This is a genomic window from Sphingobium sp., from assembly GCF_041987595.1.
Classification (GTDB): Bacteria; Pseudomonadota; Alphaproteobacteria; order Sphingomonadales; family Sphingomonadaceae; genus Sphingobium.
Map to the genome: position 1 here is coordinate 1 of NZ_JBHIWJ010000038.1, position 22959 is coordinate 22959.

23 protein-coding genes are annotated in these 22959 nt (G+C 63.4%); 10 read left to right on the top strand and 13 right to left on the bottom strand.

Annotation, left to right across the window (positions count from 1 at the left end):
• The 7 genes from pnp to ligA form a co-directional block, all read left to right on the top strand.
• Positions 1–1263: polyribonucleotide nucleotidyltransferase (gene pnp / locus ACFC3J_RS11535; protein ID WP_375196314.1), on the top strand; the 1263-nt coding region annotated here is incomplete at its 5' end.
• Between the two features lie 140 nt (positions 1264–1403).
• Entirely contained in the window at positions 1404–2414 is a 1011-nt protein-coding gene (locus tag ACFC3J_RS11540; RefSeq protein WP_375196315.1) for a sensor histidine kinase, read from the top strand.
• A gap of 74 nt (positions 2415–2488) precedes the next feature.
• Complete coding sequence (locus tag ACFC3J_RS11545; RefSeq protein WP_375196316.1) at positions 2489–3274, top strand: outer membrane protein assembly factor BamD; 786 nt, start codon at positions 2489–2491, stop codon at positions 3272–3274.
• A gap of 61 nt (positions 3275–3335) precedes the next feature.
• Positions 3336–5000, top strand: coding sequence for a DNA repair protein RecN (gene recN, locus ACFC3J_RS11550; protein ID WP_375196317.1), 1665 nt, complete (start codon positions 3336–3338; stop codon positions 4998–5000).
• Between the two features lie 43 nt (positions 5001–5043).
• The gene (locus tag ACFC3J_RS11555) at positions 5044–5418 is read left to right on the top strand and encodes a putative quinol monooxygenase (protein WP_375196318.1); all 375 of its coding nucleotides are present in this window, start codon (positions 5044–5046) and stop codon (positions 5416–5418) included.
• Positions 5419–5610: a hypothetical protein gene (locus tag ACFC3J_RS11560; protein ID WP_375196319.1), complete on the top strand. Its 192-nt coding sequence runs from the start codon at positions 5419–5421 to the stop codon at positions 5608–5610.
• A 10-nt stretch (positions 5611–5620) separates the two neighbouring features.
• Positions 5621–7756, top strand: coding sequence for an NAD-dependent DNA ligase LigA (ligA, locus tag ACFC3J_RS11565; protein ID WP_375196320.1), 2136 nt, complete (start codon positions 5621–5623; stop codon positions 7754–7756).
• Positions 7757–7865: 109 nt separating this feature from the next.
• Here the strand turns inward: ligA and yghU are convergent, their stop codons facing one another.
• The gene (gene yghU / locus ACFC3J_RS11570) at positions 7866–8732 is read right to left on the bottom strand and encodes a glutathione-dependent disulfide-bond oxidoreductase (protein ID WP_375196321.1); all 867 of its coding nucleotides are present in this window, start codon (positions 8730–8732) and stop codon (positions 7866–7868) included.
• Positions 8733–9238: 506 nt separating this feature from the next.
• Here yghU and ACFC3J_RS11575 point away from each other — a divergent pair.
• On the top strand, positions 9239–9478 hold the full coding sequence (locus ACFC3J_RS11575; protein ID WP_375196322.1) for a hypothetical protein: 240 nt from the start codon (positions 9239–9241) through the stop codon (positions 9476–9478).
• 6 nt (positions 9479–9484) lie between these two features.
• Here the strand turns inward: ACFC3J_RS11575 and ACFC3J_RS11580 are convergent, their stop codons facing one another.
• The 6 genes from ACFC3J_RS11580 to ACFC3J_RS11605 are packed head-to-tail and all read right to left on the bottom strand — an operon-like array spanning position 9485 to position 14468.
• Positions 9485–10159, bottom strand: a complete 675-nt coding sequence (locus tag ACFC3J_RS11580; protein ID WP_375196323.1) for a c-type cytochrome — start codon at positions 10157–10159, stop codon at positions 9485–9487.
• Positions 10160–10162: 3 nt separating this feature from the next.
• Positions 10163–10513, bottom strand: a complete 351-nt coding sequence (locus ACFC3J_RS11585) for a cytochrome C oxidase subunit IV family protein (protein ID WP_375196324.1) — start codon at positions 10511–10513, stop codon at positions 10163–10165.
• Between the two features lie 8 nt (positions 10514–10521).
• Positions 10522–11163 (bottom strand): heme-copper oxidase subunit III family protein, encoded by a 642-nt coding sequence (locus ACFC3J_RS11590; RefSeq protein WP_375196325.1) that lies wholly within the window; start codon positions 11161–11163, stop codon positions 10522–10524.
• 58 nt (positions 11164–11221) lie between these two features.
• A complete protein-coding gene (locus ACFC3J_RS11595; protein ID WP_375196326.1) occupies positions 11222–11809 on the bottom strand; it encodes a heme-copper oxidase subunit III in 588 nt (195 codons plus the stop codon).
• Positions 11806–13524: a cbb3-type cytochrome c oxidase subunit I gene (locus tag ACFC3J_RS11600; protein ID WP_375196327.1), complete on the bottom strand. Its 1719-nt coding sequence runs from the start codon at positions 13522–13524 to the stop codon at positions 11806–11808. Before ACFC3J_RS11600 ends, ACFC3J_RS11595 begins: the two co-directional genes overlap by 4 nt.
• Entirely contained in the window at positions 13524–14468 is a 945-nt protein-coding gene (locus tag ACFC3J_RS11605; RefSeq protein ID WP_375196328.1) for a cytochrome c oxidase subunit II, read from the bottom strand. Before ACFC3J_RS11605 ends, ACFC3J_RS11600 begins: the two co-directional genes overlap by 1 nt.
• Positions 14469–14914: 446 nt before the next feature.
• Between ACFC3J_RS11605 and ACFC3J_RS11610 the strand changes: the two genes are divergently transcribed.
• Together ACFC3J_RS11610 and ACFC3J_RS11615 are read left to right on the top strand one after the other, a co-directional pair.
• The gene (locus ACFC3J_RS11610) at positions 14915–15064 is read left to right on the top strand and encodes a hypothetical protein (protein WP_375196329.1); all 150 of its coding nucleotides are present in this window, start codon (positions 14915–14917) and stop codon (positions 15062–15064) included.
• 151 nt (positions 15065–15215) lie between these two features.
• Positions 15216–16256 carry a rod shape-determining protein gene (locus ACFC3J_RS11615; protein WP_375196330.1) on the top strand — a complete coding sequence of 347 codons (1041 nt, stop codon included), beginning with the start codon at positions 15216–15218 and terminating at the stop codon, positions 16254–16256.
• A gap of 91 nt (positions 16257–16347) precedes the next feature.
• Here the strand turns inward: ACFC3J_RS11615 and ACFC3J_RS11620 are convergent, their stop codons facing one another.
• From ACFC3J_RS11620 to ACFC3J_RS11645, 6 genes are all read right to left on the bottom strand, one after another.
• Positions 16348–17355: a class 1 fructose-bisphosphatase gene (locus ACFC3J_RS11620; RefSeq protein ID WP_375196331.1), complete on the bottom strand. Its 1008-nt coding sequence runs from the start codon at positions 17353–17355 to the stop codon at positions 16348–16350.
• A 105-nt stretch (positions 17356–17460) separates the two neighbouring features.
• Positions 17461–18300 carry a shikimate 5-dehydrogenase gene (locus ACFC3J_RS11625; RefSeq protein ID WP_375196332.1) on the bottom strand — a complete coding sequence of 280 codons (840 nt, stop codon included), beginning with the start codon at positions 18298–18300 and terminating at the stop codon, positions 17461–17463.
• Positions 18301–18387: 87 nt separating this feature from the next.
• Positions 18388–19737 (bottom strand): PepSY-associated TM helix domain-containing protein, encoded by a 1350-nt coding sequence (locus ACFC3J_RS11630; protein ID WP_375196333.1) that lies wholly within the window; start codon positions 19735–19737, stop codon positions 18388–18390.
• Positions 19734–20303 carry a hypothetical protein gene (locus tag ACFC3J_RS11635; protein ID WP_375196334.1) on the bottom strand — a complete coding sequence of 190 codons (570 nt, stop codon included), beginning with the start codon at positions 20301–20303 and terminating at the stop codon, positions 19734–19736. Before ACFC3J_RS11635 ends, ACFC3J_RS11630 begins: the two co-directional genes overlap by 4 nt.
• 1 nt (position 20304) lies before the next feature.
• On the bottom strand, positions 20305–22410 hold the full coding sequence (locus tag ACFC3J_RS11640) for a TonB-dependent siderophore receptor (protein ID WP_375196335.1): 2106 nt from the start codon (positions 22408–22410) through the stop codon (positions 20305–20307).
• Between the two features lie 192 nt (positions 22411–22602).
• Positions 22603–22953 carry a RidA family protein gene (locus ACFC3J_RS11645; RefSeq protein WP_375196336.1) on the bottom strand — a complete coding sequence of 117 codons (351 nt, stop codon included), beginning with the start codon at positions 22951–22953 and terminating at the stop codon, positions 22603–22605.
• Positions 22954–22959 lie beyond the last annotated feature (6 nt).

The following is a 22959-nucleotide window of genomic DNA, read 5'->3' on the forward strand; positions in this document are numbered from 1 at the left end:
AAGGACGCCGAGCAGATGATCGACGGCCTGACCGGCGTTCATTATGAAAGCTTCATGCTGCACTATAACTTCCCGCCCTATTCGGTCGGTGAAGTCGGCCGCTTCGGCGCGCCGGGCCGTCGTGAAGTCGGTCATGGCAAGCTCGCATGGCGCGCCCTGCACCCGGTCCTGCCGAGCAAGGAAGAGTTCCCCTACACCATCCGCGTTCTGTCCGACATCACCGAGTCCAATGGCTCGTCGTCGATGGCGACGGTGTGCGGCGGTTCGCTGTCCATGATGGACGCGGGCGTTCCGCTGAAGCGTCCGGTGTCGGGCATCGCCATGGGCCTGATCCTGGAAGGCAAGAATTTCGCTGTCCTCAGCGACATTCTGGGCGACGAGGATCACCTCGGCGACATGGACTTCAAGGTGGCGGGCACGGAAGCGGGCATCACCACCATGCAGATGGACATCAAGGTTGCCGGCATCACGCAGGAAATCTTCGAAGTCGCGCTGCGTCAGGCGAAGGAAGGCCGCGCTCACATCCTGGGTGAGATGAGCAAGGCGCTGTCCTCGACCCGCACCGAACTGTCGGCGCACGCCCCGCGCATCGAGACGATCCAGATCGACAAGGCGAAGATCCGCGACGTCATCGGCACCGGCGGCAAGGTCATCCGCGAGATCGTCGCGGAAACCGGCGCCAAGGTCGACATCGACGACGAGGGCATCATCAAGATCAGCTCGTCCGACCTCAGCCAGATCGAGGCCGCCAAGAAGTGGATTCTCGGCATCGTCGAGGAAGCGGAAGTCGGCAAGATCTACACCGGCAAGGTCGTCAACATCGTCGATTTCGGTGCGTTCGTGAACTTCATGGGCGGCAAGGACGGTCTCGTCCACGTCTCCGAAATGAAGAATGAGCGCGTCGAAAAGCCGACCGACGTCGTGTCGGAAGGCCAGGAAGTGAAGGTCAAGGTCCTCGAAATCGATCCGCGCGGCAAGGTTCGCCTGTCGATGCGCGTCGTCGATCAGGAAACCGGCGAGGAACTGGAAGACACCCGCCCGGCCCGCGAACCGCGTGAACCGCGCGGCGACCGTGGTGATCGGGGCGATCGTGGCCGCGGTCCGCGCCGTGACGGCGGCGATCGTGGCGGTCGCGGGGGTGATCGTGGCGGTGAGGGCCGCGGCGATCGTAACCCGCGCCGCGACCGGGGCCCGCGTGGCGATAAGGGCGGCAACGAAGACGGCGGCAATGCCGGGCTGCCTGACTTCCTGACTCAGGACTGATCGCGCGGCACATCGCAAAGGAAAAGGGGGCGTCCGGTCGATCCGGGCGCCCCCTTTCCGATGAAGCGGGCATTTCCTGATCTCGATCAATTGGCGCTGACGAAACTTCTGTTACTGTGACAAGAGGTTGCGGGGGACAGATGCAGCGCAGGAACGAAAGCTTCGTGGAGCGTCTGCCGCTGGTCCCGCGTCGGCCGTGGCATGCCTATCTTCTGGCTACCGCCTTTTGCCTGATCGCGCTGGTCCTGCGCAGTGCGGCGGAAATCGCCATGCCGGTGGGTTATCCTTTCGTTTCCTTCTTTCCAGCCGTCATCCTCTCCTCCTTCCTCTTCGGCGTACGACCGGGTATTTATGCGGGGCTGCTCGGCGGTCTCCTGTCCTGGTATTTCTTCATCCCGCCGCGCATGGGTCTTGCCGTCAACCCCGGCGTCATCATGGCGCTGGGCTTCTATGGCATCGTGGTCGCGGTCGACATCGCGCTCATCCATTTCATGCAGAAGGCGAATTTCAACCTCGCGATCGAGCGCGAACGCAGCCGCACGCTTGCAGAAAACCGGGAGCTGCTGTTCCATGAGCTGCAGCATCGCGTGTCCAACAATCTTCAGGTCGTTGCGGCGATGCTCTCGCTTCAGCGCCGCCACGTCGACCATGATCTGGCCCGCCGCGCTCTGGATGACGCATCGGCCCGGCTCGCGCTGGTCGGCCGGATCAGCCGGGCGCTCTACAACCCTTCGGGCGAAGGGCAGAATATCCGCGCTTTCCTGACGACCCTCACCGCGGATGTCATGGAGGCGGCCGGACGCGACGACATAACGCTCGCCATCGAGGCACCCGAAGACCTGATTCTGGAACCTGACGTCGCTGTGCCTATGGCCCTGATCGTGACGGAGGCGGTCAGCAATGCCATCGAACATGGTCTGCCGCATCGGGGCGGCAATATCCAGGTTGCGCTCGAAACCATAGCCGGCACGCTCGCGCTCCGGATCACAGACGATGGCGAAGGCATAGGGGCGGATTTTGAACCGGAGCGCAGTCCGAGTCTGGGCCTGCGCATCTCCAATGCGCTGGCAAGTCAGTTGAATGGCCGTTTCACCCTGCAACCGGCGGCGCAGGGGGGCGCGATCGCGCGGCTGGACCTGCCGCAACGCTGACAGGATGCCCATCTGGCAAGCATCTGACATTCTGGCGCTTGGCGAGGCGCATTGCCTCGGCTATGACCCGGGCCATGCTGACGAAAACCATGACGCGCATCGGCGCGGCCACCGCACCGCTTCTGCTTGCCGCACTTCTTGCCGGATGCGCGACGTCGAAGAACAAGTCCGATACCCAATATGTCGCGCGCGACGTGTCGACGCTGTACAATGCGGGCAAATATCGTCTGGATCGCGGCCAGTACAAGCTGGCCGCCGCACTGTTCGACGAAGTGGAACGCCAGCATCCCTATTCGCCCTGGGCGCGCCGCGCACAGCTGATGTCGGCCTTCAGCTATTATATGAACCGTGATTATCCGGAATCGGTCGGCGCGGCGCAGCGTTTCCTGTCGATCCATACGGGCAACAAGGATGCGCCTTACGCTTATTATCTGATCGCGCTCTGCTATTATGAGCAGATTGCCGATGTTACCCGCGACCAGAAGATCACGCAGCAGGCTCTGGACTCGCTGGGCGAGCTGATCCGCCGCTATCCTGATACGCGCTATGCGGCCGATGCGCGGCTGAAGCTCGACCTCGTCAATGATCACCTTGCGGGCAAGGAGATGGAGATCGGCCGCTTCTATCAGCGTCGCGGTCAGTGGCTTGCCGCCACGCTGCGTTTCCGCACCGTGATCGACAAATATCAGACGACCACGCACACGCCCGAAGCGCTCGAGCGTCTGGTCGAATCCTATCTGTCGCTTGGCATCCCGGCCGAAGCGCAGAAGGCCGCCGCCGTGCTGGGCAAAAACTATCCCGGCACCAAATGGTATGAGCGCAGCTACAAGCTGATGCGGGAACATCCCAACAAGGCATAAGATGCGTGCCATCAGCTGCTGGCTTGTTCCCCTTTTGTGCGTTAGCAGGTAGAAGCCTCCCATGCTGACCGCGCTGTCCATTCGCAATGTCGTGCTGATCGAAGCGCTGGACCTGGATTTCGGGTCCGGCCTTGGCGTGCTGACCGGCGAGACAGGCGCTGGCAAGTCGATCCTGCTTGATTCGCTGGGGCTGGCGCTGGGCGCCCGCGCCGACAGCGGCCTCGTCCGCAGCGGGGAGGTGCAGGCCAGCGTCACCGCCACCTTCGATACCCCCCGCGCCGACCATCGCGTGACGGCTCTGCTGGCCGACAATGGCATCGATCTGGAGCCGGGCGAGCCGCTGATCATCCGCCGCACGGTAAAGGCCGATGGCGGCAGCCGCGCCTTCATCAACGATCAGGCCTGCTCGGCCGCCCTGCTGCGCGACCTCAGCAGCGCCCTGGTCGAAATTCATGGCCAGCATGACGATCGCGGTCTGCTCAACCCGCGTGGCCACCGGCTCCTGCTCGATGCCTATGGCCGCTGCGATACCGGGGCCGTCAGCAGCGCCTATCACGACTGGCGGGCCGCCGCCGACCGACTTGCGGAAAGCCGCGAAGCCGTCGAAAGCGCTGCCCGCGACCGCGATTACCTCACTCATGCGGTGGACGAACTCACCCGCTTCGCTCCCGAATCGGGCGAAGAAGCGACGCTGGCCGAAGAACGCGCCACCATGCAGAAGGGCGCGCGTCTGGCCGACGACCTGTCGGCCGTCACCGAATGTTTCACCGGCTCCGACGGCGGGCTTGCCCAACTGCGTCAGGCTGCCCGCCGCCTTGATCGCATCGTCGGCGAATATGAGCCTCTGGCCGAAGTCCTTGCCGCCCTCGACCGCGCCGTTATCGAAGCCGGGGAGGCGGAAGATCGCCTTAACGAAGCCGCAGACGCGCTGAGCTTCGACCCGGCCCGGCTCGACGCCATCGAAACCCGGCTGTTCGACCTGCGCGGCCTTGCCCGCAAGCATCAGGTTGCACCGGACGAGCTTGCCGCCCTGCGCGACGAGATGGCCGCGAAGCTGGCCGCCATCGAAGGGGGCGAAGGCCATCTCGCCGCGCTCGAAACCGAAGTGAAGGCGAAAGCCGCCACCTATCGTCAGGCCGCTCAGGCCCTTTCCGCCGAAAGGCAGATGGCAGCGGGCAAGCTGGATGCCGCCGTCGCGGCCGAACTCGCGCCGCTGAAGCTGGACGCCGCCCGTTTCCGCACCGTGGTCGCGCCGCAGGAGGAGGGGCAATGGGGCGCCCATGGCATGGATCGGGTGGAGTTCGAAATCTCGACCAACCCCGGCGCGCCCTTCGCCCCGCTGGTCAAGATTGCTTCGGGTGGCGAACTGTCCCGCTTCATCCTCGCGCTCAAGGTGGCGCTGGCGGAGCAGGGCGGCGCGGACACGCTGATCTTCGACGAGATTGATCGCGGGGTAGGGGGCGCCGTCGCCTCGGCCATCGGCGATCGTCTGGCGCGTCTGTCGCAGACCAACCAGATCCTCGTCGTCACCCACAGCCCGCAGGTCGCCGCGCGGGGAGCGGGGCATATGCTGATCGCCAAGTCGAGCGATGGAACCGTGACCCGCACCGGCGTTCATGCACTGAGCGACGGCGAACGCCGCGAGGAAATCGCGCGCATGCTGTCGGGCGCGGAAATCACCGCTGAAGCCCGCGCTCAGGCGGAGAGATTGCTGGAAAAGCTCTAACGACCCCCGTTCGTTTCGAGCGAACGACCTACGGAGGATGGACGTGACCCATAACCGCCGCGAGATGCTGACCCTCGCCGCCGCAGGCCTCGCAGTCAGCACCGTTCCCGCCGTCGCGCAGGAGGCCAGACCCCGTTTCGGCCTGATCGGTCAGATGCTGAGCGTCCCCGGCAAGCGTGAAGAACTGCTCGGCTATCTGAGGGAAGGGACTGGCGCCATGCCTGGCTGCCTCTCCTACGTGATCGCGCTCGACACGGCGAATCCCGACGCGCTGTGGATCACCGAAGTCTGGGACAGCCGCGAAAGCCACGCCGCCTCGCTCAAATTGCCTGCCGTCCGCGCCGCCATCGCCAAGGCCCGCCCGATCATCGCTGGTTTTCCCCAGCATTTCGAAACCGTGCCTGTCGCCGGGGTCTGAATGAACCTCTACGTCATCGCCATGCTGTTCGGCGGACTCTTCTGCCTGATCCGCGCCGCTTTCGACCTCCGCGCCAAACGCTATGGCTGGACCGCCCTCGGTCTTCTCGCTGGCCTTGCCATATTGCTGACCCCGGTGCCGCGATCGATCCCGCTCGAATTGACGCTACCCGACGCCAAGGGTGGGCGCTAAAGACAGGCGCATGACCGATCCTGCCCAGATGACCGAAGCCGAAGCCGCCAACCGCCTGATGCGCCTCGCACGGGAGATTGCGCGCCATAACCGGCTCTATCACGATCAGGACGAGCCGGAGATCGCCGACGCCGAGTATGACGCGCTGATCCGCGAGAACAACGCGATCGAAGCGGCCTTTCCGCACCTCATCCGCAGCGATTCCCCTAATGCGCAGGTCGGCGCCGCCCCCACCTCGGCGCTGAAGAAGGTCCCGCACGCCGTCCGCATGATGAGCCTCGACAACGGCTTTTCGGACGAGGAGATCGCCGAATTCATCGCCCGCGTCCGCCGCTTCCTCGCGCTCCCGGAAGACGCTCCAGTAGCGCTGACGGCCGAACCCAAAATCGATGGCCTGTCCTGTTCGCTGCGCTACGAAAAGGGTGAGCTGATCCTCGCCGCCACCCGCGGCGACGGCACCACGGGCGAGGACGTCACCGCCAATGTTCGCACCATCGGCGACATTCCCGATCGCCTGACCGGCGAGAACATCCCCGACCTCTTCGAAATACGCGGCGAGGTCTATATGGCGAAGGCCGACTTCGTGGCCCTCAACGCGCGTCTGCTGGCGCAGGCCGACGATCCGGAAAAGGCGCGCCAGTTCGCCAATCCGCGCAATGCCGCCGCCGGTTCGCTGCGCCAGAAGGACGCCGCCGTTACCGCGAGCCGCCCGCTCCGCTTCCTCGCCCATGGCTGGGGCGAGGTGAGCGACCTGCCCGCCGACACCCAGCTCGGCGTCATGCAGGCGATCGCTGGCTGGGGCCTGCCCGTTTCCGACCGTCTCACCTGCGTCGACGCGCTGGACGCGCTCATCGCCCATTATCGCGCTATCGAAGCCGCCCGCGCCGACCTGCCCTTCGACATTGACGGCGTGGTCTACAAGGTCGACCGGCTCGACTGGCAGCAGCGTCTGGGCTTCGTCGCCAAGGCGCCCCGCTGGGCGATCGCGCATAAATTTCCTGCCGAACGCGCCCAGACCACGCTGGAGGCGATCGACATTCAGGTCGGCCGCACCGGCAAGCTGACCCCGGTGGGCCGTCTCACGCCCGTCACCGTCGGCGGCGTCGTCGTTTCCAACGTCACCCTGCACAATGCCGACGAGATTGCGCGTCTCGGTGTCCGCCCCGGCGACCGCATCGTCGTCCAGCGCGCCGGCGACGTCATTCCGCAGGTGGTCGACAATCTGACCCGCGACGAGCCGCGCGAACCTTTCCGGTTTCCCGACCATTGCCCGGTCTGCCAGTCCGAAGCCGTGCGCGAAGAGGGCGAAGTCGACATCCGCTGCACCGGCGGGCTGATCTGCCCCGCCCAGCGGTTCGAGCGGCTGCGCCATTTCGTCAGCCGCGCCGCGCTGGATATTGAGGGCCTTGGCGAAAAGAGCATAGAAGAATTTCTCGACCTTGGCTGGATCGCGGAACCGGCCGACATCTTCCGCCTGCGCGCCCACCGCGCCGAACTGCTGGGGCGAGAGGGGTGGAAGGAAAAGTCGGTCGACAATCTGCTCGCCGCGATCGAGGCCAAGCGCCAGCCTGACGCAGCGCGTCTGCTGTTTGGCCTTGGCATCCGCCATATCGGCGCGGTGACGGCGCGTGATCTGCTCAAGCGCTACACGACGCTGCCGGCCATTCACGCGCTCGCGAGGGAGGTCATTGCCCTGCGCGACGGCAGCGCTCCCGCCGAGGGCGAGGAAGACAGCCGCTTCCGCAACCGGCTCGACAAGGCGATTGCCGAACATATCGGGGTGGAAAATGTGGGGTCGGCGGTCGGCCATGCGCTGGCGGATTTCTTCCACGAACCGCATAATGTGGACGTCTGGAGCGACCTGCTGAGCGAAGTCTCGCCGCCGCCCTATGTGGTCGAAACGACCGCCAGCGCGGTCACCGGCAAGACGGTGGTGTTCACCGGCAAGCTCGAAACCATGAGCCGCGACGAAGCGAAGGCGCAGGCCGAACGGCTGGGCGCCAAGGCGGCCGGGTCGGTCAGCGCGAAAACCGATCTGGTGGTTGCGGGGCCGGGCGCGGGGTCCAAGCTCAAACAGGCCGCGGCGCTTGGTATCGAGGTAGTCGACGAGGCCGCCTGGGCCGAAATCGTCAAGGCGGCAGGATAGGCGGGAAGCCGGCGTATATCGGCCATTGTCCCCCGTTCCCTCTCCCGGAGATGGGAGGGGGAACGAAAGCAATCCACCCACAACCCGCCCTTCGAGGCGCAGGCTGCGCTTAAGCGGTCCCTTCCAGCCTGTCCTGCGTTCGCGTCAGGAAATCGCTGGCATCATGGCGCTCGTGCAATTGCTCTTCGAGCGGCCCGTTCACCTTGTTGACCATCCGTCCGCGTTTCACCGCGGGCCGCGCGTCGATCTGCTTCGCCCAGCGCAGCACATTCCTGTAGCTTTGCGCGTCCAGAAACTCAGCCGCGCCATAAGCCCGGTCCAGCACGACGCCGCCATACCAGGGCCAGATCGCGATGTCCGCGATCGTATATTCATCCCCCGCCATATAGTCATTGTCCGTCAGATGACGGTCCAGCACATCCAGCTGCCGCTTCACTTCCATGGCATAGCGGTTGATCGGATATTCGAACTTTTCAGGAGCATAGGCGAAGAAATGCCCGAAGCCGCCGCCCAGCAGAGGCGCACTGCCCATCTGCCAGAACAGCCAGTTCAGCGTCTCGGTGCGCTTGGCTGGATCGGCAGGCAGGAAAGCGCCGAACTTCTCGGCGAGATAAATCAGGATCGATCCGGATTCGAACACGCGCCGCGGCGGCGATGCGCCATGATCCATCAGCGCCGGAATCTTGCTGTTGGGATTGACCGCGACAAAGCCGCTGCCGAACTGATCGCCCTCATTGATGCGGATCAGCCAAGCGTCATATTCTGCGTCTTTGCCTGCCTCGAGCAATTCCTCCAGCATGATCGTCACCTTCTGCCCATTGGGCGTGGCGAGCGAATAGAGTTGCAGGGGGTGTTTTCCGACTGGCAGTTCCTTCTCGTGGGTCGGCCCGGCGATTGGCCGGTTGATATTGGCGAACTCGCCGCCATTGGCCTTGTCCCAGGTCCAGACGCGGGGCGGGGTATAGTTGTCGGTCATACGGGGATATGCTCCGGAAGTGGATTCTCCGACCGCAGGTAGGAGCCGGCGCCGCATGCTGCAACCGCGCCATGATGAAAAAGGAGGCCCAAGGGAGGCCGCCCTTTGATGAAGCTTTTCATACGGCAGAATTTGTGACGCGGCCGACCTGCGGATATTTGCCGTTGAGATAGATGTTCAACCCTGATCGTCATGGTCGCCGTAACCTGCGGTCAGCTCCAGCGGCTGGTGCGCGGCGTCGCCGCGCAGTGACACGGCGGAACCGTCTGCCGAAAAGCCGCTCTGGAACCCCGTGGCGACGATGGTTTCGCGTCGGTTTCTACGTTTGAGGAGGTGGAGTCTGTGCGGGCGCGTCCTGCGCTAAGGCGAGCGAGATGCCCGGTGCGAGCAGGGCAGCCCACCCTTCCCGGCATGCGACAACGATGGCGGCCGTGGCCGACCACTTGCCGCGCATCCCCGTCCACACCATATTCAGAAACGCAGCATCCTGCGCAGCGAGGCGAGCCATGGAAAATCGGCTACTCCAGATCGAGAAGGCCTGGGAACAGGCGCTCGGTGATATTTTCCAGCCCTATGTCGACCTGAAACGCGAGCCCACGGCCAGGGCGATGGATGCCTTTCGCGCCGTACTGGGGGCCAGCGACAATGACATACGTCGCCATATCGCCCGGACGGCGGCGCGGCAGGGATCGACCTTCCTCAGCCGCTACCTGGTCGAGGAAGACTGGCGCGCCCCTTTTCGCTGACCTTATCTATCGCGCAGCGATCGCCCTGGGCGGCGGCAGGGGTGGCGCGCCCGTCCCCAGTGTCGCGAGATATTTGATGATCGCCGCCCGGTCCGTGGGATTGCGCAATCCGGCGAAGCTCATTTTTGTTCCGGGTACCGTCCGCCCCGGCGAGGCGAGGAAAGCGAACAGCTTCTCATAATCCCAGTTGCCCTTGTGCGCCTGCATGGCTGGGGAATAGGCAAAGCCCGCATGGCTCGCCACTGGCCTGCCGACCACGCCCCATAAATTCGGTCCGATGCGATTGGGCCCACCTCGGGTAAAGTCATGGCAGCTGATGCAGAGCTGAAGCTTCTTCTGGCCTGCGCCAGCGTCTGCGCTCGCAAGCAGCGCGCCCAGATCTGGCGGCGGAGCCGCTGCCGCAGTACCGGCGTCCGTCGTCGGCATCGGCGCCTTGCCGCGCATGTCCCGATGATAGGCGATCACGCGACTGCCTTCGCCCGCCTCGGTAAAGCTGGCGGGCCAGTCGCGCTGGATGGAGGCCATGTCGACGCGGGGCGGCATGTCGTCCATCGGCTTATAGGCAAGGTCCCCCGGTCTGGACCGCATGTAGAGCCGGTCGCTGAACCAGCCCAGCCCCACCGCCGTTACCGCCGCCCCGGCAAGGCATAGCCCCACCGCCATTCCGTGCATCCGGCTCATGGTTCATCCCCCTCCACCCATGAAGATCGCGCGCGTCCAGAAGGCGTAGTTCGCCTCGATGGTCATGATCCGCACCAGCACCAGCAATACCAGCGGCGGCACCAGTATCGCGTAGACCAGCGACAGCCGCTCCCATGCCATATGCATGAAGATGGACAGTATCAGTCCGGCTTTCAGCAGCATGAAGGCGATGATCAGCGTCCAGCGGACGATGCCCTGAACATGCATGTAGTCGACCAGATAGGACAGGGCGCTAAGTAGAAACAACAGGCCCCAGACCTTAAGGTAGAGGCTGATCGGATGTTGCTGGCCTTCATGGGCGGCAGCGGAGGGAAGGGGCGGACTGTCCTGCATGGCTGGCCTTACCAGAGATAGAAAAAGGCAAAGATGAACACCCAGACGAGATCGACGAAATGCCAGTAAAGCCCGGTGATCTCGACCGCCGAATAATCACCCGTCCGGTCATAATGACCCCGCGCCACCTTCGAAGCGATGACCAGCAGCAATATGACGCCGCAGGTTACGTGCAGCCCGTGAAAGCCCGTGATCATGAAGAAGCTGGCGCCGAACTGGGGCGCGCCCATCGGATTGCTCCAGGGGCGCACGCCTTCCTCGATCAGCTTCGTCCATTCAAAGGCCTGCATCGACACGAAGGTCGCGCCGAACAGGGCGGTGAGCATCATCAGCGCCGCCGTTTTCCGCCTGTCTCGGCGATATCCGAAGTTGACGGCCATCGCCATGGTGCCGCTGGAGCTGATGAGGACAAAGGTCATGATCGCGATCAGAATCAGCGGAATCTTTTGGCCTGCAATGACCAGCGCGAAGACTTCAGCGGTATTGGGCCATGGCAATACGGCCGATGATCGCATCGTCATGTAGCCCGTCAGAAAGCAGGAGAAGATGAAGGTGTCGCTGAGCAGAAAGATCCACATCATCGCCTTGCCCCAATGGGTATGACGAAAGACTTCCTGATCGGCGGACCAGTCGGCCGCGATTTCACGCAAGGAAGGAGCGAAAACTTCGCGATCTCTTTGCTCGGACGGCGTTTGAGCCATGGCAACCTCAAGTCATTACCAGCAAGGCGGCAAGGAAAATCCAGATCAGCAGCAGAAAATGCCAGTAGATCGCGCAGAGGCGGATATTGGGGAGATCATGCGCGGCCAACGCGCGGCCAGCGGCCACAAGCCCGCCGATGATATGGCAGCCATGCAGTGCGGTAAGCAGATAGAAAAAGGCGTTGGCGGGATTGGCCGACAGACTATAGCCGTGCGCAAGATAGCGCCGCCATAACAGCCACTGTCCAACGAGGAACAGCGCGCCTAACGCTGCGCCTGCGACCGATGCCTGCCGGGCGTGGCCCTTCCGGTCGCGGCGCGCGCCTTCCCAGGCGATGCTGCTGGCGAGGAGGACCGCGCCGTTGATCCAGAGCAGCGGCGGATCGGGCATGGGCCGCCAATCGCTGCCGCCATGGCCCAGCGCCCCGTGGACCCCCATGCGCATCAGATAGGCTGCCCCCAGCAGCGTGAACATCACCCCTGCCACCGCGAAATAGGCGGTCATGCCGACGGCTCCGGCCGAAGGGCGGGTGATGGGACCGGGCTCGCCCGATTCCTCCCAGCTTTTTTCGGTCAGGCGGGCGAGCAGGCTCATGCTTTCGGTTCCGTCTGAGGAATGAAATCGCGCTCCGCCCCCGGCACGCTGTAATCATAGGCCCAGCGATAGACGACAGGCAGTTTCGCGCCCCAATTGCCGTGGGCAGGCGGCGTATCGGGGGTCAGCCATTCCAGGCTTGCCGCGCCCCAGGGATTGGGGTCGGCCTTTGCCCCCCGGAACAGGCTCCAGATCATGTTGAAGAAGAACAGTCCCTGCGCGGCGAAGACGATGAGGGCCGCAATGCTGATCCATTCATTGGCCAGATGGACCGATGGCGGAATGAAATCGGCCTGCCCAAGTGCATAATAGCGGCGTGGCACCCCCAATATTCCCAGATAATGCATCGGCAGGAAAATCGCATAAACGCCAAGGAAGGTGATCCAGAAGTGGAGCTTGCCCAGCATTTCGTTCCACATTCGCCCGAAGATCTTGGGATACCAGTGATAGATGGCGCCGAAGATGACCAGCACGGGCGACACGCCCATCACCATATGGAAATGGGCAACGACGAAGAAAGTGTCGGACAGCGGCACGTCCACGCTGACATTGCCAAGGAACAGGCCCGACAGCCCGCCATGGATGAAGGTGAAGATGAAGGCGATGGCGAACAGCATCGGCACGCGCAGGTGAATGTCGCCGCGCCATAATGTCAGCAGCCAGTTATAAACCTTGATCGCGGTAGGGATGGCGATGATCAGTGTCGATATCGCGAAGAAGAACCCGAAATAGGGGTTCATGCCGCTCACATACATGTGATGCGCCCAGACCAGAAAGCTCAGCGCTCCGATGATCACGATCGCCCACACCATCATCCGGTATCCGAAGATGTTGCGCCGCGCATGGACGCTGATCAGGTCTGACACGATGCCGAAGGCAGGGAGCGCCACGATATAAACTTCAGGATGTCCGAAGAACCAGAAGAGGTGCTGGAAGAGCAGGGGGCTGCCGCCCTGTGTCGGGGTGATCGCGCCCATGGACTGCATCGTCGGCATGAAGAAGCTGGTGCCCGCCAGATGATCGAACAGCATCATGATCGCCGCCACGAACAGCGCCGGAAAGGCGAGCAGGCCCATCACCGATGCGGTGAAAATTCCCCACACCGACAGCGGCATCCGCATCAGCGTCATGCCCCGAGTCCGCGCCTGCAACACCGTAGTCACATAGTTGAGCCCGCCCATGGTGAAGGCCGCCACGAAGATGGCGAGGCTTACCAGCATGGTGACGATGCCCCATTGATGGCCCGGCGTCCCCTCGCTGATCGCCTGCGGCGGGTAGAGCGTCCAGCCCGCGCCCGTCGGCCCGCCGGGCACGAAAAATCCCGCCACCAACACGATGACGGAGAGCAGATAGAGCCAGTAGCTCAGCATGTTGACGAAGGGGAACACCATGTCCCGCGCCCCGATCATCAGGGGGATCAGATAATTGCCGAATCCGCCCAGCAGCAGCGCCGTCAACAGATAGACCACCATGATCATGCCGTGCATCGACACGAATTGCAGATAACTGTCGGGCTGGATCGCCGGGAAGGCGCCCGGAAAGCCCAGCTGCAACCGCATCAGTGCCGAAAGTGCCAGCGCCACCAGCCCGACTGCGATAGCGGTGCAGCTATATTGGATGGCGATGACCTTGTGATCCTGGCTCCAGACATATTTGGTGACCCAGCTATGCGGATGATGCAGCGGGCGCAGGTCGTCAGCCAGGGTAGTAGCCATCAGCGAATGCTCCAGACGCTTTTGCTGGTCGTGATTTCCGAGCCGGCAGATGCCGCCATCTGCCCTGAAATCACGGGGCCGGGCGCGATGCACGCATTGGCCTTGATGATCAGGATCGACATGGCCGCCGGCGGCGCCTCCGCCAATATCTGGCCGAAACTGGTCTGCTGCGCCTGCCACGCCGCAAAGGCCTTGGGCGATTCCACCACCACCTTGCCGCGCATCTCATGATGGCCGGTGCCGCATAGTTCGGCGCATAATATGTCGAAGGTCCTGGTTTTCGTCGGAGTCAGCCAGAAATAGGTGACGATGCCGGGCACCAGATCCATTTTCGCGCGAAATTCCGGCACATAGAAATCGTGCAGCACATCCTTTGACCGCAGCACGATCTTTACCGGCTTTCCGACAGGCAGATGGAGGTCGCCGGCTTCGACCAGCAGATCGTCACGACCGAACGGGTCGAGCGGATCGAGGCCGAGCTGATTTTCTGGCGTGATATATTTGACCGCCGCCGCCCCCAGGACCCCGTCCGGTCCGGGATAGCGGAAGGACCAGTTCCATTGCTGCCCTACCGCTTCGACGATGGCGGCTTCCTTGGGCACGGACACATATTTGCCCCAGGCGGCAAGGCCGGGCGCCAGCATGCCGGCGATGCCGATCGCGGTCCAGACGGTCAGCCGCTTTTCCAGCGAGGCGTTTTCCGGCTCATAATGTGCCTTGTGCCCCGGCCCCCGATATTCTGGGCGATGCCGGTATTTGACGAGCACCCAGGCCATGAACAGGTTGAGCAGCACGAAGGCGGCCGCGCAAATCCACAAGGTGACGTCGAGGGCTGAATCGATCGATCCCCAATTGGATGCGATGGGGGTTCGCCACCATGGACTGAAAAGATGAAAGGCGACCGAACCGAAGACCAGCATGGCGATGGCGACCGCAATCGGCACAGGCCCTCTCCCACCAATGCAGGCGCCCCGCTGTCCTTTGCCCGGACTTATCGAGTCGCGCCGGTAAAACTGTTGAATCTATTTATAGAAAAATCGGCCGGGTGGGAAGCGTTCATGATAGAGGCGGCCAGAGATCGATACGCAGGCTTGATGATGGTCTGATTTATCGGGCTACCGCTCGAGATTTATTTCTATAGAAATATCATTATCTATCGCGAAATTATTATTATTATGTATGAAAAATGGGGATTTTATTAAGGTCTATTTCCTGTATCCGAAGATATATGCTTATTAATGGCAATGCTTATTCGCGGAAATGGAAGTTTGTTCAACAGGATATTTTACAATCTCTCCAGCAGCGCGCGGTAACCGTCGCCAATGAGATGGAGACCGCATGTTCATCAGGCTTTTATGCCGGTTGCCTCGGGGCAGGACCGGCAAAGTCCATGCGCATCCTTTTCGGAGCGGCGGGACTGGCGACGGTTCAGGACCCCTGTGCGCCGCTGCCCACGCCGACCGCCGCCAACTTGACCGGCGGCAGGAATCCCGGCGTCAAGCCCGGAGATGCCCAGTCCTGTTCGGCGGGCTGCCGTTAAAATGTCGACATCGAGGGCTGCCCGCATCTCTCATCGATGCCTCAACTGGCCGCATGAACCGGACGGGCTGTCGCAGCCCTCTTCTGCTGGCGAAGGGGACTATGCAGGGGGAGCCGTCCCGCTCCCGCTTTTCAGATTGTCCCCCCTTCGCATGAAACTGCCGCGCTTCTTTTCCTCGTCCGCCTGCGACATGGCCATCGATCTGGGGACCGTCAACACGGTCATCTATGTGCGCGACCGAGGCATCGTTCTCAACGAGCCCTCGGTAATCGCGATCGAAACGCGCGACGGCGTCCGCAAGGTCAAGGTCGTCGGCAACGAAGCCAAGCTGATGATGGGCAAGACCCCGAACGGCATCCAGGCAATCCGCCCCCTGCGCGACGGCGTGATCGCCGACATCGACGTCGCCGAACAGATGATCAAGCATTTCATCGACAAGGCGCTGGACGGTCATGCCCGTTTCGGCCGCCGTCATGAGGTGGTGATCTGCGTTCCCACCGGATCGACCATGGTGGAACGTCGCGCCCTGCGCGATGCGGCGTCAAATGCGGGCGCCTATCGCGTGCAACTGATCGAGGAGCCGATGGCCGCCGCCATAGGCGCCGACCTGCCCGTCACCGAACCGCGTGGCGCGATGGTGGTCGACATCGGCGGCGGCACGACGGAAGTGGCTGTCCTCTCCCTGAACGGCATCGCCTACAGCAACAGCGCGCGTGTCGGCGGGGACCGGCTCGACGACGCCATCGCCTCCCATATCCGTCGCACGCACAATCTGATGATCGGCGAAGCCACATCCGAACGGGTCAAGTGCGCGCTTGGCGCCGCGACGCCCCCGGAGGGCGAAGGCCGCCGCATGGTCGTCAAGGGGCGTGATCTGGTAAATGGCCGCCCGTCGGAAATGACCATCAGCGAGGCGGAGATCGCTGAAGCCCTCTCCGAGCCGGTGGGCCAGATCAAGATGGCGGTGATGACCGCGCTGGAACAGACGGCGCCCGAACTGTCCGCCGACATCATAGAGGAGGGCATTACGCTCACTGGTGGCGGCGCGCTGCTCCAGCGGCTCGACGAGGCGCTCTCCGACGCGACCGGCCTGCCGGTTACGGTCGCCGAAAAGCCGCTGATCTGCGTCGCCATGGGCGCGGGCCGTGCGCTCGAGGACCGGGCTTATGACGGGGTGCTGACCGTTTCATAACATAGGGTGGTTTCAGGACACTTCCCCCTCGCTTTCGGGGGGAAGTGTCAGGGTTCGCAACCGGCCAAAGCCAATCCCAGGCCCGGCGGCCTTACCCCTCCCGCCCGTAAGCGGTGACGGCTTCCACCTCGGCCCGGTCGCCCAGCACCACGCCGACGCGTTCGTGCAGGCCGGTCGGCTTCACGCCCATAATCGGTTCAAAGCCGTTGGTCGCCGCGCCGCCTGCCTGCTCGATCAGGAACGACATGGGGTTCGCCTCATACATCAGCCGCAGCCGGGCCTTGCCGGACTGGCGATGATCTGCCGGATACATGAAGATACCGCCGCGCTTCAGGATGCGATGAACGTCCGCCACCATGGATGCGGTCCAGCGCATGTTGTAATCCTTGCCCAGCGGTCCCTCGGTGCCGAGAATCCGTTCCTCGACATAGCGGGCGATGGCGGGCGACCATTGCCGCCGCCGCGCCATGTTGATGGCGAATTCGCAATTGCCCTGCGGCATTTGCAGCGGCCCGTCGGTCATCCGCCAGGAACCGATCTCGCGATCCAGCGTGAATTCGTAGACGCCCGTGCCGATGGTCAGCACCAGCAGCGTCTGCGGCCCGTAGATGGCATAGCCGGCCGCGACCTGATTGGTGCCCGGCTGGAGGAAATCCTGTTCCGTCACCTCGCGTCCCGAACATCCCTCCGGCGCCTTCAGCACGGAAAAGATCGTGCCCACCGTCAGGTCGACATCGATATTGCTCGACCCGTCGATCGGATCGAACAGCAGCAGATATTCGCCCTTGGGATAGCGGTTGGGGATGCGATGGATCGTTTCCATCTCCTCCGACGCGATGGCGGCCAGATGCCCGCCCCATTCATTGGCGTCGAGCAGCAACTCATTGGCGATGACGTCCAGCTTCTTCTGCACCTCGCCCTGCACATTTTCGCTTTCCAGACTGCCCAGAACTTCGCCCAGCGCGCCCCGCGACACGCTGTGACTGATGGTCTTGCAGGCCCGTGCGACGGTTTCGATCAGCAGACGAAGCTCGGACGGCAGGGCATTGGCCTGTCGCTGCTGTTCGATCAGGAAACGGGTGAGGGTGACGGATTGCATCGGCTCTCCAATCGGAAAGAAAAGGGGAATGAATTGACGCTAGCCGCTACGTCATCATCAGCAAAGCGCCAAATCATGACGCCGCCATGACGCGGGACGACCGGCTTATCCGGCAAGACTGTCCGCCACCGCCGCGCCATGGGCGAACAATGTCGCCTCAAGCACGGCTTCGGCGGAAGGACGGATGCCGGTGTAGAGCACAAACTGTTCGACCGCCTGCAACACGATGACCTGCCCGCCGGAAATCACCGCCTTGCCCGCCGCCCGCGCCGCCCGGACGAAGGGGGTCTCGACCGGCTGCGCCACGACGTCGAAGGCGATCTCGCACGCCGCAACATGCTCCAGCGGGAAGGCGAGCGCATCGCTGTCCGCCCCCTCCATGCCCAGCGGCGTCACATTGACCAGCAGCGGCGCGCTCTCCTTTGGCAGTTCCGCCTGCCAGCCATAGCCATATTGCGCGGCCAGCGCCCGCCCGGCGGCTTCGTTGCGCGCGACGATGGTGCCCCTGGCAAAGCCCGCGTCGCGCAGCGCCGCGACCACCGCCTTGGCCATGCCGCCGCTGCCGCGCAGCAGGAAGGGCAGAGGGCTTGCCACGCGCTGTTCCAGCAGATCGCGTACCGCTACATAGTCGGTATTATAGCCGCTCAGCCGGCCGCCATCATTCACGATGGTGTTGACGCTGTCGATCACGCGGGCCGACTGTTCAAGCGCATCGATCAGTGGGATCACCGCTTCCTTGAACGGCATGGAAATGGCCGAGCCGCGAATGCCCAAGGCCCGGATCCCGCCGATCGCGGCGGGCAAGTCGGTGGTGCTGAAGCTCTTGTAGACATAGTCCAGCCCCAAAATTTCATAGAGCCGATTGTGGAGCCGGGACCCCGCATTGCCCGGCCTGCCCGACAGGGACATGCATAATCGGGTGTCACGGCCGATGGGTGGCTTCATGCGGGGCGGTTCCTTGCGTTGTTTCCTGCTCCTTTCCTCCATCGCCCGCCGCCGGGCAAGGGCGAGACGGGCGATCCGCCCCCCTTTTTAACCGGCCAGCAGCATTGCGGGAAACAGTGCGCCCACACTAGCTGCCAGGGCGATCTGCAAGCCGCGCCGCACATGATATCGCTGCGGCAGCGCCACGCTCGCCACCAGCATCAACGCCAGCGCCAGCCAGAATATCGCCGCGAACGGCGCATCATTGCCGATCCACCGTCGCGCCAGCAGGGTTAGCGCCAGTGCCACACCGGTTCCCCAGACGATCCCGTTCCACCCCTGCCGCAGCCGTGGCTGGCGAAAGCCGCGCCGCTCCCGCTTGCCGAGCCAGATGGAGGTGCCGGTGGCGATCACTACGCTCAGCGCAGTGCCCAGCAGCGCGTAGACGATCTTGACCGCCAGACCGCCATAATTGCCGAAATGTAGATTATAGGCCGATGCCGCCGCCTGCTGCCCGATCGCGCCGTCCGACAGCCCGGCATGGCCTCGATAGCGGCCGGACACATCGAACTGATAGGTCTCGCCATAGATCAGCCGACGCTGGTGCAGGCCCAATATCTGCACCTGTTGCCCCGCCGTGCCCGGCTCATGCAGGATCACATAGCTTGGCCGCACATCGGGAAAACGTCCCGCCATTGCGCGCAGCGCTGCCGCAACGTCGGGCAGCGGCGCCGTTCTGGGGTCGGGTTTTCCCTCCGCGCCGAAGACCGGGGCGTAAGCCGCCTCCAGATCGCCCTTGTAAAAGCTCTGCGCCAACCCATAGCCGTTGACCGTCGCCAGCCCGATCATCGCGCCGGTCAGCGCTACCGCCAGCGAAAAGGGCAGCGTCCAAACACCGAGCCGGTTGTGCCAGTCGGCCAGCCCGACGCCGCCCCGGTCCTTTGCGCGCAACCGGAAGGCGTCGCGGAAGATGCGGGGATGCGCGATCACCCCGGTCAGGGACAGCGCCACCATCATCACCCCAAGCCCGCCGACCAGGGTGATGCCGACGATGCCGGGAATGGTCAGCGTATAATGCAGGTTCAGCAGAAACTCGGACCAGCCGTTCAGCTCCCGCGTCGCCACATTGCCGCGCCCGTCCACATGCACCGCCTGATAGTCGGTCGTGACGGTCGCGCGGGGCAGGGCGTCGACTGGCAGATGGACATAGAGATGCTCGGTTGGCTTCCTGCCCTTTTCGGCCGCCAGTACATGGGCAATGGCCGCCTGCACCGCTTCGGGTGCGATGCCCGTCATTTCCGGTGCGTCGGGCTGTTCGATTCGCTGCCATTCCTCGTAAAAGACGGTGAAGGTCCCGGTCAGACAGACGATATAGAGCAGTGCGCTCGCCAGAAGGCCGATGGCGGCATGGGCGGAAAGTCCGCGCTGCACCAGTGCCTTGGGGATGATCTGGCTCATGACAAAATCTCCAATAGCGCGCCCGCGCTCAGCGCTGGCAGCAACAGCACCGCCGCCTGCAGCCGCCGCTGCGGCCAGAGCAGCAACAGCGTCACCAGCACTGACCAGACGATGGGCATCAGGAACAGCATCAACACGTTGCCGTTCGCTTCGCCCAGCCCTTTGCCGACGGCCCGCAACGCGAGGCTGACGACCGCGGCAGCCGCCATGGCGCCCGGCACGGTAAGGGCAAAGGTCAGCAGCCGATCGCCGATCCGCAGCGGCTCCCGCCCCTCGGGCAGCATATGTACCCGCCGGTTGGACGCCGCCGCCTTGCCGGGACGCGCCATCATCCCTGCGAAGCCAAGGCAGAGAAATGCGCCGGCCAGCGCCGCCAGCGTCACAACCGCCACCCCCCACGCTCCCGCGTCCCTTGCCCCCAGCGCCAGGCCAAAGAGAAGCAGTGCCCAGCCCACCCCATTCAGCACGAGAGACCGTTTCGTCCGTCCCCAGGACAAGCGCAGCAGGCCGATAGCTGCACCCGCGCAGGCCACGCCGATCCAGAGCAAGGCTGTCACCCCGACCATATCAATATTCGAAACGCAACGTACCGATGACGCTGCGCGGCGCTGCGTAATAGGCCTGCCCCCACATCAGGCTGCTCAGATATCTGGTGCCGGTCACGTTGCGTACATTGACGCTGGCTTTCAGCCGGTCAAGCAGCCTGACGCTGCCCATCAGGTCCAGCACGGCGTAATCCTTCTGCCGGATGACGACATTATAACCAAGTCCCGCATCAGTGGTGCTGACGTCGCTTTGCCAGCGCAATTGCGCCCCCAGCTTGAGGTCGCGCAGCTCGGGGATCGCATAGCTGGTCGCCAGCTTCAGCGACTGGCGCGGCAGATAGGTGCGGGCGCGGTTGCCCTCCTGATCCTCGATCCTGAGGCCGGTATAGCCGCCGCTCACCGACCAGCGATCGGTGAGCATGCCGGTCAGCTCGATCTCGAACCCCTTGGCCGTGGTGTCGACGCCCGTATAATAGACGTCGCCCACCGGCCCCGGATCGCCCGCGCCGAACACGCCCGCCTGTTCCGCCAGATTCTTCTGCCGCGCGCGGAAGATCGCCGCGCTGGCATAGAGGCGCTTGTCGAACCATTCGCTCTTGATGCCGCCCTCGATGCTGCTGCCCCTGGCGGGATCGAGCCGGCGGTTGTTGAAATCCGCCTTGTCCTGCGGATTATAGATGCCGGTATAGCTGGCGTAGAAGCTGATGTTGGACGTCGCGTCGAACACCAGTCCCACATAGGGGCTGACCTTGCTGTCCTTGCGATACTGGTCCGTGCCATAGGAGGTGCCGGTGGTCTTCAGCCAGAAGACGCTGGCGCCGACGACGGCCTTCAGCCGGTCGCTCAGATTGGCGTGCAGCGCACCATAGGCCCGCGTCAGCCGGTCGGTCACTTCCTCTTGCAGCGTTTCGGCGGCGAAGCCCGGTTCCGTCAGCGCCGTCCGGTTGAACGCCCATTGCGACACGGCAGGGTAGGCGATCGCATCCAGCCCGCTCTGCTCATATTCCCGCCCGTCGGTCTTGCCGGTCGAGAGGCCGAAGGCGAGCTGATGCTCGCGCCCGAACAGGGTGACCGGGCCGGAGGCGTAGAAATCGCCCAGATATTGGTCGAAGGGCGATCGGTATTTGCCCGCCATCCCCGTCACGCCGATGCCCGTAACCGCATCGGGATAGCCATAGGCGTAGAGCAGTTCGGCGCTGGACGAGCGATGATTATAGGTGAAGCGGCCCCGCGCGTTCCAGCCGTTGCCGAACGCATAGGCCAGCTCCGCCCAGGCGCTTTCGTCGGTGACGTTCCAATAGGTCCAGTCGGCCGAAGTGCTGGCGGAACGGGGATAATCGACCCGACCGCCATCGCTGTCGAGCAGCGGCAACGCGCCCCAGAGCACGCCGTCGGCGTCATTTTCCTGCCGCGTGTAACCTACGCTCGCCTTCAACTGCGGCGTGATCTCCCAATCGACCATGGCGCCATAGACGTTGCGGTTCACATGATTGTAGCGAAGCCAGCTGTCCCGGTCCTCATGCGCGAAGATCAGCCGCGCCGACAGCGTGCCCGACGCGTTGAGGGGGCCCGACACGTCGGCCTCGACGCGCTTCTGGTCCCAGCTTCCCAGCATGACGGAGGCGGAGGCCTGCAATTCTCTGGTCGGCTTCTTGCGGACATAGTTGATGGTGGCGGACGGATTGCCAACGCCGGTCATGATCGCGTTGGCGCCGCGAATGGCCTCGACATTTTCGAACAGGGCGGTGTCCAGATCGCCGAACTGGATGCCCCAGCGCAGCGGCAGGCCGATGCCGTCTACCTGGAAATTGGTGATGTCGAAGCCGCGGCTGTTATAATAAGTGCGGTCGGTTTCGACCCGCTCGACATTGATGCCTACCGTCTGGGTCAGCAGATCGTTGACATTGGTGAGCGCGAAATCCTCGATCCGCTCGCGGTTGATGACGGTCAGCGACTGGGGTGTCTGCCGCAAAGTCAGGGCAAGGCCGGTCGCCGAAATATTCTCATCCGTAACCGCCCCGGTCACGACGATATTGTCGGCTTTCAGCGTTGTTTCCGCATAAGCGGGCAAAGCCCAGCAAGCCGGCAGCGTGGAGGAAAGCAGAACGGTGCGAAAGGCGATTGACATGATGGAGGCCCTTTTGGTCGTCCTACGACGATATCGCGGGCATTATTGCTCATACTAATGCGAGTCAATCGCAAATAAAAATAACGTCTTATTTTTCCCCACTTCTCTCCTTAGATTCGAGCTTTCGTAACGTACAGACGGCGCGTCCGCTGGATTGCCGTAACCGTGAGCCGGCAATCCAGCGGCGGATCGTCACTTCGCCCTGGCGGCGGTGATGATGATCTCGACCTTATAATCGGGGGTCGCGAGCCGTGCTTCGCCGGTTGCGCGGGCGGGGGCCTCGGCATCGGCGATCCATGCGTCCCAGACCGCGTTCATCTCCGCAAAATCGTTCATGTCCGCCAGCCAGATCTGTGCCATCAGCATATGGTTTTTGCTGCTGCCGGCACGCTCCAGCAGGGCGTCGATTTCGGCCAGCACGGCCTCGGTCTGCGCGGTCACGCTCTCCCCCGGTGCGCCGATCTGCCCGGCCAGATAGATGGTGTCGCCATGGATGACGGCCTCGCTCATGCGCGGGCCGCGGTCGATGCGGGTGATGGTCATGGAAAT

What these genes read in the sequence shown, in the direction of transcription:
- ACFC3J_RS11540 (WP_375196315.1), top strand. Translation starts at nt 1,404, where the DNA reads ATGCAGCGCAGGAACGAAAGCTTCGTGGAGCGTCTGCCGCTGGTCCCG.
- ACFC3J_RS11545 (WP_375196316.1), top strand. Translation starts at nt 2,489, where the DNA reads ATGCTGACGAAAACCATGACGCGCATCGGCGCGGCCACCGCACCGCTT.
- recN (WP_375196317.1), top strand. Translation starts at nt 3,336, where the DNA reads ATGCTGACCGCGCTGTCCATTCGCAATGTCGTGCTGATCGAAGCGCTG.
- ACFC3J_RS11560 (WP_375196319.1), top strand. Translation starts at nt 5,419, where the DNA reads ATGAACCTCTACGTCATCGCCATGCTGTTCGGCGGACTCTTCTGCCTG.
- ligA (WP_375196320.1), top strand. Translation starts at nt 5,621, where the DNA reads ATGACCGATCCTGCCCAGATGACCGAAGCCGAAGCCGCCAACCGCCTG.
- yghU (WP_375196321.1), bottom strand. Translation starts at nt 8,732, where the DNA reads ATGACCGACAACTATACCCCGCCCCGCGTCTGGACCTGGGACAAGGCC.
- ACFC3J_RS11575 (WP_375196322.1), top strand. Translation starts at nt 9,239, where the DNA reads ATGGAAAATCGGCTACTCCAGATCGAGAAGGCCTGGGAACAGGCGCTC.
- ACFC3J_RS11580 (WP_375196323.1), bottom strand. Translation starts at nt 10,159, where the DNA reads ATGAGCCGGATGCACGGAATGGCGGTGGGGCTATGCCTTGCCGGGGCG.
- ACFC3J_RS11585 (WP_375196324.1), bottom strand. Translation starts at nt 10,513, where the DNA reads ATGCAGGACAGTCCGCCCCTTCCCTCCGCTGCCGCCCATGAAGGCCAG.
- ACFC3J_RS11595 (WP_375196326.1), bottom strand. Translation starts at nt 11,809, where the DNA reads ATGAGCCTGCTCGCCCGCCTGACCGAAAAAAGCTGGGAGGAATCGGGC.
- ACFC3J_RS11600 (WP_375196327.1), bottom strand. Translation starts at nt 13,524, where the DNA reads ATGGCTACTACCCTGGCTGACGACCTGCGCCCGCTGCATCATCCGCAT.
- ACFC3J_RS11610 (WP_375196329.1), top strand. Translation starts at nt 14,915, where the DNA reads ATGCGCATCCTTTTCGGAGCGGCGGGACTGGCGACGGTTCAGGACCCC.
- ACFC3J_RS11615 (WP_375196330.1), top strand. Translation starts at nt 15,216, where the DNA reads ATGAAACTGCCGCGCTTCTTTTCCTCGTCCGCCTGCGACATGGCCATC.
- ACFC3J_RS11620 (WP_375196331.1), bottom strand. Translation starts at nt 17,355, where the DNA reads ATGCAATCCGTCACCCTCACCCGTTTCCTGATCGAACAGCAGCGACAG.
- ACFC3J_RS11625 (WP_375196332.1), bottom strand. Translation starts at nt 18,300, where the DNA reads ATGAAGCCACCCATCGGCCGTGACACCCGATTATGCATGTCCCTGTCG.
- ACFC3J_RS11630 (WP_375196333.1), bottom strand. Translation starts at nt 19,737, where the DNA reads ATGAGCCAGATCATCCCCAAGGCACTGGTGCAGCGCGGACTTTCCGCC.
- ACFC3J_RS11635 (WP_375196334.1), bottom strand. Translation starts at nt 20,303, where the DNA reads ATGGTCGGGGTGACAGCCTTGCTCTGGATCGGCGTGGCCTGCGCGGGT.
- ACFC3J_RS11640 (WP_375196335.1), bottom strand. Translation starts at nt 22,410, where the DNA reads ATGTCAATCGCCTTTCGCACCGTTCTGCTTTCCTCCACGCTGCCGGCT.
- ACFC3J_RS11645 (WP_375196336.1), bottom strand. Translation starts at nt 22,953, where the DNA reads ATGACCATCACCCGCATCGACCGCGGCCCGCGCATGAGCGAGGCCGTC.